The 8,150-nt window shown below is 34.4% G+C and carries 7 protein-coding genes and 1 tRNA gene; all 8 read right to left on the bottom strand.

All coding sequences use genetic code 11. From position 1 onward, the window contains the following. Window positions 1–210: 210 nt before the first annotated feature. Window positions 211–284: transfer RNA gene (locus BJS11_RS07190), tRNA-Arg, on the bottom strand. 327 nt (window positions 285–611) lie between these two features. Next, window positions 612–1,121, bottom strand: a complete 510-nt coding sequence (locus tag BJS11_RS07185) for a YfcE family phosphodiesterase (RefSeq protein ID WP_069994702.1) — start codon at window positions 1,119–1,121, stop codon at window positions 612–614. 3 nt (window positions 1,122–1,124) lie between these two features. Further along, window positions 1,125–1,703: an XTP/dITP diphosphatase gene (locus BJS11_RS07180; RefSeq protein WP_069994703.1), complete on the bottom strand. Its 579-nt coding sequence runs from the start codon at window positions 1,701–1,703 to the stop codon at window positions 1,125–1,127. A 12-nt stretch (window positions 1,704–1,715) separates the two neighbouring features. Continuing rightward, window positions 1,716–2,516: a glutamate racemase gene (gene racE, locus BJS11_RS07175; protein ID WP_069994708.1), complete on the bottom strand. Its 801-nt coding sequence runs from the start codon at window positions 2,514–2,516 to the stop codon at window positions 1,716–1,718. Between the two features lie 196 nt (window positions 2,517–2,712). Continuing rightward, window positions 2,713–3,534, bottom strand: a complete 822-nt coding sequence (gene sdhB / locus BJS11_RS07170; protein ID WP_069994709.1) for a succinate dehydrogenase iron-sulfur subunit — start codon at window positions 3,532–3,534, stop codon at window positions 2,713–2,715. 2 nt (window positions 3,535–3,536) lie between these two features. After that, on the bottom strand, window positions 3,537–5,300 hold the full coding sequence (gene sdhA / locus BJS11_RS07165) for a succinate dehydrogenase flavoprotein subunit (RefSeq protein WP_069994711.1): 1,764 nt from the start codon (window positions 5,298–5,300) through the stop codon (window positions 3,537–3,539). 45 nt (window positions 5,301–5,345) lie between these two features. Further along, the gene (locus tag BJS11_RS07160; RefSeq protein WP_069994712.1) at window positions 5,346–5,957 is read right to left on the bottom strand and encodes a succinate dehydrogenase cytochrome b558 subunit; all 612 of its coding nucleotides are present in this window, start codon (window positions 5,955–5,957) and stop codon (window positions 5,346–5,348) included. A 319-nt stretch (window positions 5,958–6,276) separates the two neighbouring features. Beyond that, window positions 6,277–8,067 (bottom strand): excinuclease ABC subunit UvrC, encoded by a 1,791-nt coding sequence (gene uvrC / locus BJS11_RS07155; RefSeq protein WP_069994714.1) that lies wholly within the window; start codon window positions 8,065–8,067, stop codon window positions 6,277–6,279. Window positions 8,068–8,150: the final 83 nt, after the last annotated feature.

Here is an 8,150-nt window from a genome sequence, read left to right as displayed (position 1 = left end):
TACTTATAATTTCTAGATTATTTGTCTCTGAACATAAAAAACACATCAAGCAACATTCAAAAGTTGCTTGATGCATCAAATATATTCATTTTTTATAGACCAACCGTTATTGACAAAGAGCCAAAAAGTGACCCTTCAATCAAATTCCATAAAAAAAGAACCCCACAGATGTGAAGTCCAATTTTTATATAATATGTAATTATATCATAGCGTCCTGGGAGGGATTCGAACCCCCGACCGATGGCTTAGAAGGCCATTGCTCTATCCAGCTGAGCTACCAGGACATAATTTTTTAACACAAGAATTATTATATCTAATTTAGTGTTATAAAGCAATACTCCAAGCGCTAAAAATAAATATGATTTTTCACTTTAATAAACTTTTTATCATCTTTCACCAAAACACAGTAAATATATTCACGTATGTAATTAGAATTAACTCGTTAAAAATAACCATCTCTATAATAACAGAATTTTCGAGATGGTTTTTAACATGTCACTCTAAATACAGTTTCAAGAAGTTATTATTAGCCTTCACTTCAATATAACTTATGAAACTATTATTTTAATTAACCAAATTTTTCATGTTTTACAGCATAAAATTTATAAAGACTATAATTCAAAGTTTTTACTATCTATTATTTGATGATCACGATTATAAAAATTCAACATCACTTCTTTGGTATCTTCATCTACAATAAGCGCTGCATATGTTTCCTCAATATTACTTCTAGATTGTGAGATACTCCCTGGATTAATCACGTGCACACCTTTAATTTCTTCATGCTTGGCAACATGCGTATGCCCATAAAATGCAAATTGGCACTTTGACTCGATTGCTTGTTCAGCAAGATGCATGCGCGTATGATTCACATTATATAAATGGCCATGTGTATAGAATGCTTTTACACCATTAGATTCTATCACTGCTTCATTTGGAAATTCAGGATAAAAATCTGTGTTCCCTTTAACTCTATGATAATGACTCAATTCACTATCATCATAAGCAAATTCGGAATCACCTAAATGTATAGCCACATCGGCATCGTTATGATGATTTATAACATCAAATAGCACGCCTTGTTCTGTGTGATTATCGCTTACTATTATCCATTTTGACATCGCTTATTCACCCTCTAAATATTGTTGTAATTTTTCAATAGCTTTTCCTCTATGACTGACCGCACTTTTTTCTTCAGCAGTAAGTTGCGCCATCGTTTTATTTTTATCATCTAAATAAAAAACTGGATCATAACCAAAACCGTGTTCTCCAATTTTACTTAATGTAATTTCACCTTGCACAGTACCTTTAAATTGTACTGTTTCTTCACCAGGTGCACTCATGCTAATGACACAAACAAATTGTGCACTTCTATCTGTTTCAGAACCTAAGTTTGTTAACAACTTTTCAATATTAGCATCATCATCTTTATCCTCACCAGCATAGCGTGCAGAATAGATACCTGGCTCCCCATTTAACGCAAAAACTTCAAGACCACTATCATCAGCAATTACTCGTTTATTTAATGCTTTTGCTGCAGCTTCTGATTTTAATTTAGCATTTGCTTCAAAAGAATCTCCTGTTTCTTCTACATCAAAATCTTCAATAATTTCTGAAATACCAATAACATTAAAATCCGGAAAAATCACTTTAAAATCATTTATTTTACCTTTATTATTTGATGCAATGACTATATCTTCCATGAATTAAGTCTCCTATTCTGATAATTTTATTCTTTCAACTGTCACTTTCATTTTAAGCCATTCTGCAATAATGCGTTCTATATATTCCGTTTCGCCTGTTACAAAAAAACGATGTTCAGGCTGACGTTTATACCCGGCATGTTCTTGACTAAATGTGAGTAAAGCACTGACTTCCCGTGCTGTTTCTAATCCAGAGGAAATCACGATTTTTTCACCACCAAAGTAATCATTTATCGGTTGGTATAGTAATGGATAATGGGTACATCCTAAAATCACAGTATCTGCATTACTATTACGCCAGTGTTTTAAAGTTTGATGTATGATGATACTCGTAATTGTGGGATCTTTATATCGCATTTGTTCAACAATTGGAGCAAAACTCGGACATGCAATCCCAGTTACTTCCACATTTGGATTTATCGTTTTGATATGTTTTCTGTATGCTTCTGATTTTATAGTACCTTCTGTTCCTAAAATTAAAACATCGTTATTTTTTGTAGTCATTATTGCCGTTCTTGCACCTGGTTCAATCACACCAATGACAGGAATAGGCAGTAAATCTTGTAAATGCTTTAAAGCGACTGCCGTTGCTGTATTACAAGCAATAACTAGCATTTTAATGTCAAATTCCATCAATTTTAAAGCAAGTTCAGTTGTGAATGCTTTAACTTCTGATCCTTCACGTGGACCATATGGGCATCTTTCAATATCGCCTAAATAATATATTGTTTCGTTAGGGAGTTGGCGCATAATTTCTTTGGCAACAGTTAAACCGCCAACACCTGAGTCAATTACACCAATTGGTTTATCCATGTTTGATTACATCCTTACTTATTTTCATATACTTTATTTTAGCATAAAAAGGATTTCAAATTCATTGCACAACCTTGTAATAACGTATTGAACGAAAAAACAGAGTTCAAGACAATACATGTCTAGAACTCTGTTTTTTACTCACTATTATAGCAAGATTTAAATTTAGCATTTCTAATATTCACTATAAACGCTTTTATTGAACTTGATGATCTGAACCGAAGAATGATTTAAACATATGGAATGAAGTTTCTCTGTTCAGTGCAGCAATTGATGTTGTTAAAGGAATACCTTTAGGACAAGCGTTAACACAGTTTTGTGAGTTACCACATGCTTGTAAACCACCTGCGCCCATCAATGCTTCAAGTCGTTCATCTTTAGTCATAGAACCTGTTGGATGTAAGTTAAACAATCTAACTTGAGAAATTGCTTGTGCACCTACGAAGTCATTTTTCTTAGTTACATTAGGACAAACTTCTAAACAAACACCACAAGTCATACATTTAGATAATTCGTATGCTGTTTGACGTTTTTTCTCTGGCATACGTGGTCCAGGTCCTAAATCGTAAGTACCATCAATTGGAACCCATGCTTTCATACGTTTCAAGTTATCGAACATTCTTGTACGATCTACCTGTAAGTCACGAATTACTGGGAATGTACTCATTGGCTCTAATTTAATAGGTTGCTCTAACTGATCCACGATTGCAGAACATGATTGTCTTGCTTGGCCATTAATAACCATAGAACAAGCACCACACACTTCTTCTAAACAGTTCATATCCCAGATTACAGGTGTTGTTTTTTCTCCTTTACTGTTCACTGGGTTACGTCTGATTTCCATTAAACATGCAATCACGTTTAAATTTTCTCTATAAGGAATTTCAAACTCTTCCATATAAGGTGTTGATTTATCATTATCTTGACGTTTAATGATTAGTTTAATAGTTTTTTGGCTCGGTTGTTGACCTTGTTCATTTTGTGCAGGAGTATCATGTACTTCTTTAGTTTCTACCATAATTATTTACCTCCTTTTTTCGAAGTTGAGTAATCACGTTTACGTGGTGGAATTAAGCTAATATCAACTGGTTCATACGTGAATTTAGGTGCTTCCGTCTTACCTTGATATGTTGCTAATGTAGTTTTCAACCATTCCTCATCATTTCTTTCAGGGAATTCTGGTTTGTAATGTGCACCACGAGATTCGTTACGGTTATATGCACCTATTGTAATTACGCGTGCCAGTACAAGCATGTTCCATAATTGACGAGTAAAGAATACCGCTTGGTTACTCCAAGTTTGAGTATCTTCAATATCAATGTTTTGATAACGTTCCATTAATTCAACAATTTTCTTATCAGTTTCTAAAAGTGATTTGTTTTCACGTACAACTGTAACGTTTGCTGTCATAATTTCTCCAAGTTCTCTGTGGAGTTTATAAGCATTTTCTGATCCCTTCATATTAAGTAAGTGATCAAATTTTTCTTGTTCTTCTTGTACACGTTTTTCATAGATACTTGGGTCTAAGTCAGTATATGAATCTTCGATATTCGCAACATAGTCAACAGCATTTGGTCCAGCTACAGTACCACCATAAATTGCTGATAATAATGAGTTAGCACCTAAACGGTTACCACCGTGTTGTGAATAATCACATTCACCTGCTGCAAATAATCCTTTAACATTCGTCATTTGATCATAATCAACATATAAACCACCCATTGAGTAATGGACTGCTGGGAAGATTTTCATTGGGACTTTACGTGGATCATCACCTGTGAATTTTTCATAAATTTCGATGATACCACCTAATTTAATATCCAATTCATGTGGATCTTTATGAGATAAATCAAGGTAAACCATGTTTTCACCATTGATACCTAACTTTTGATTCACACAGACGTCAAAGATTTCACGTGTCGCAATATCACGAGGTACTAGATTACCGTAGTCAGGATATTTTTCTTCTAAAAAATACCAAGGCTTACCATCTTTATATGTCCAGATACGACCACCTTCACCACGTGCTGACTCACTCATTAATCTTAATTTATCATCACCAGGAATTGCAGTTGGATGGATTTGGATAAATTCACCATTTGCATACATTGCACCTTGTTGATAAACGATTGATGCAGCTGAACCTGTATTGATCATTGAGTTGGTAGTCTTACCAAAGATAATACCTGGGCCACCTGTTGCCATGATAACTGCGTCTGAACCAAACGATTCAATTTCAGAAGTTGTCATATTTTGAGCGACAATACCTCTAGCCATATTGTCATCATCTTTAACTATACCTAGGAATTCCCAACCTTCATATTTCGTTACTAGACCATCAACTTCATAGCTACGTACTTGCTCATCTAAAGCGTATAGTAATTGTTGACCAGTTGTTGCACCTGCATAAGCTGTTCTATGATACATTGTTCCACCGAAACGTCTGAAGTCTAATAAACCTTCTTTAGTTCTATTAAACATAACGCCCATACGGTCAAGTAAATGTATGATTTTTGGTGCAGCTTCTGTCATTGCTTGCACTGGTGGTTGATTTGCTAGAAAGTCACCTCCGTATACAGTGTCATCTAAATGCACTGCGGGTGAGTCTCCTTCCCCTTTTGTATTTACTGCTCCGTTAATGCCGCCTTGTGCACAAACAGAGTGTGATCTTTTAACAGGAACAAGTGAGAACAAGTCTACGTGTGCACCTTGTTCTGCCGCTTTAATTGTTGACATCAGACCGGCAAGTCCTCCACCGACAACAATAATTTTCTTCTCTGCCATATATTGTCACTCCCTCAAATATATCTGAAACTTATTTTTAAATTTTTATAAAAACGCTAATATTGCACTAATACCGATATAAGAAACAACTAAGAATACAATAAGTGAAACCCATGTGAAAACTTGTTGAGATTTTCTAGATTGTAAAACACCCCATGTTACTAAGAATGACCAAAGACCATTCGCAAAGTGGAATGTTACAGCTAATAAACAGACAATGTAAAAAATTAGGTTTGCTGGATTTGATACAATGTCATGAACCATATCAAAATTCACTTCATGTCCTAGTGCACGTTGAATACGTGTCTGCCATAAATGTACTGCTACAAAGATAAACGTTAATACGCCAGTAACACGTTGTAACAAGAACATCCAGTTTCTAAATGCTGAATAGTGTCCTACATTCTCTTTTGCTGTGAAAGCAATATGTACACCATAAACTGCATGGTATAAAATCGGAATATAAATCACGATAAATTCCACTGCAATTAAAAAAGGTATAGATTCCATAAATCCAGCTGCCTTGTTAAACGCGGCCTCACCTTGCGTCGCTTGATGGTTAACAAGTAAATGAACTAATAAGAATCCACCTATTGGGATTACGCCTAGCAAAGAATGTAAGCGTCTTAAATAAAATTGATTTTTCGAATATGCCAAAAGGAAGTCCCCCCTGTGAAACAGTTAATTTTTTTAGAATCCAATCTCTTCTGCATATGATTTGCCTTTTTCTACACTAATTCATAATATGTCTTTTTGTGGTGTATGTTTAATACAACATAAAAGCATTGCATCATTTTTAAACATCGCAGTTCATCCACGCTGTAACTATGCATTCAGTTTAAAAATCAGTGAATGAGAATATTCTCATTTAGAAAACGCTTCCACATATGCATAAAAAAAGAATTCCTGTTATTTGCTATTGTAACACTAATTAAATAAAAATTGGGCATGAGAATGATTCTCATGCGCCAAACTTTTATTCCTTTTTACTGTATAAGGCTTGATGGAGATTCTCAGCAACATTTTGAGGTAGTCCTGAGTCTTTTAATTCATCAACACTTGCCTCTTTCATCCTTTTAATCGAACCAAAAGTCCGTAGCAATTTGGTCTTACGTTTTGCACCAATACCATCTACTGTATCCAATACAGATTGCAGACCTGTTTTCTGGCGTGTTTGTCTATGGAAAATTATTGCAAATCTATGCACTTCGTCTTGAATTCTTTGCAATAAATAGAAAGGTTGACTATTCTTTTTCATCGGCACTATCTCTGCTTGCTCTCCATATAAAATTTCAGAAGTTTGGTGTTTGTCATTTTTTCTTAATCCTGCAACAGGAATATCCAGTCCGAGCTCATTTTCCAGAACATCAATGACACCACTCATATGACCTTTACCACCATCCACTATGATTAGATCTGGCAATGGGCTACCTTCATTTAATACACGTGTATAACGTCTTCGAACCACTTCTCTCATAGATTTGTAGTCATCTGGGCCATCAACGGTCTTAATTTTGTATTTACGGTACCCTTTTTTATTGGGTTTACCATCAATAAATGAAACCATCGCTGAAACAGGATTAACACCTTGAATATTAGAATTATCAAATGCTTCAATACGAATGGGTGTTTGAATGCCCATGACAGCACCAAGTTCTTCAATTGCTTTGACAGTTCGTGATTCGTCTTTAGCTATTAATTCAAATTTATTTTCAAGTGTGACTTCAGCATTGTGGTTAGCTAAATCAATCATATCTTTCTTTTTACCTTTGAGTGGTTGAACGATTTTGGTATCAACTACAGATTGGATAATTGCTTTATCTAAATGCTTAGGCACATGTACTTCTTTTGGTAAAATGTGTTGATTTAAATCATAAAACTGACCGATAAATGTATAAAACTCTTCTTCTTCAGTTTGTTGTAACGGAATCATTGTAGCGTCTCGCTTAATCATATTTCCTTGCCTGATGAAGAATACTTGAATACACATCCATCCTTTAGAAACACTATAACCAAATACGTCTCTAATTGTATTATCTGAAGACGTAATTTTTTGTTTTTTATTAAGGTTATGGATGTGCTGGATTAAATCTCTATACTCTTTCGCACGTTCAAAATCTAAGGTTTCGCTCGCTTGTTGCATCTTCTGCTCTAAATTGTGCAAAATTGTTTTATCTTCGCCATTTAAGAAGTCCGTGATTTCTTTTGTCATTTCAGCATACTTATTTAAATCAACTGGATAGACACAGGGACCTAAGCATTGACCGATATGATAATAAAGACACAGTTTGTCCGGCATTTTATCACATTTTCTAAATGGATAAATTCGATCTAATAATTTCTTAGTTTCTTGCGCAGAATAAGCATTAGGATATGGTCCAAAATATTTGCCACTACCTTTTTTTACTGTACGTGTCACAATAAGTCTAGGATATTTCTCTTTTGTAATTTTGATAAACGGATAGCTTTTGTCATCTTTTAAGAGAATATTATATCTTGGTTGATATTGTTTAATTAAATTCAATTCAAGTAATAGTGATTCCGTTTCGCTCGATGTCACGATAAACTCAAAATTTCTAATTTCGCTTACTAAACGTGTCGTTTTTGCATCATGCGCTCCAGTAAAATACGATCTCAATCTATTTCTTAGTTTTTTTGCTTTTCCAACGTATATGATTTGATCATTACGATCTTTCATTAAATAACAACCAGGCTCCATCGGTGCCACGGTAAGTTTTTGTTTAATTTGTAATTGATAATCTTCCATAATCTATTACCTCCCTCCTTGGTCTTTTGCATAAAGTTATGTATCTCATTTCATAATGCTATTGGATTCTATATTTTTTAGCA

This window comes from Staphylococcus caeli (assembly GCF_900097965.1).
GTDB classification, from domain to species: domain Bacteria; phylum Bacillota; class Bacilli; order Staphylococcales; family Staphylococcaceae; genus Staphylococcus; species Staphylococcus caeli.
Note: the sequence above shows the minus strand (reverse complement) of the source record. Positions and strands in the feature narration are given on the sequence as shown.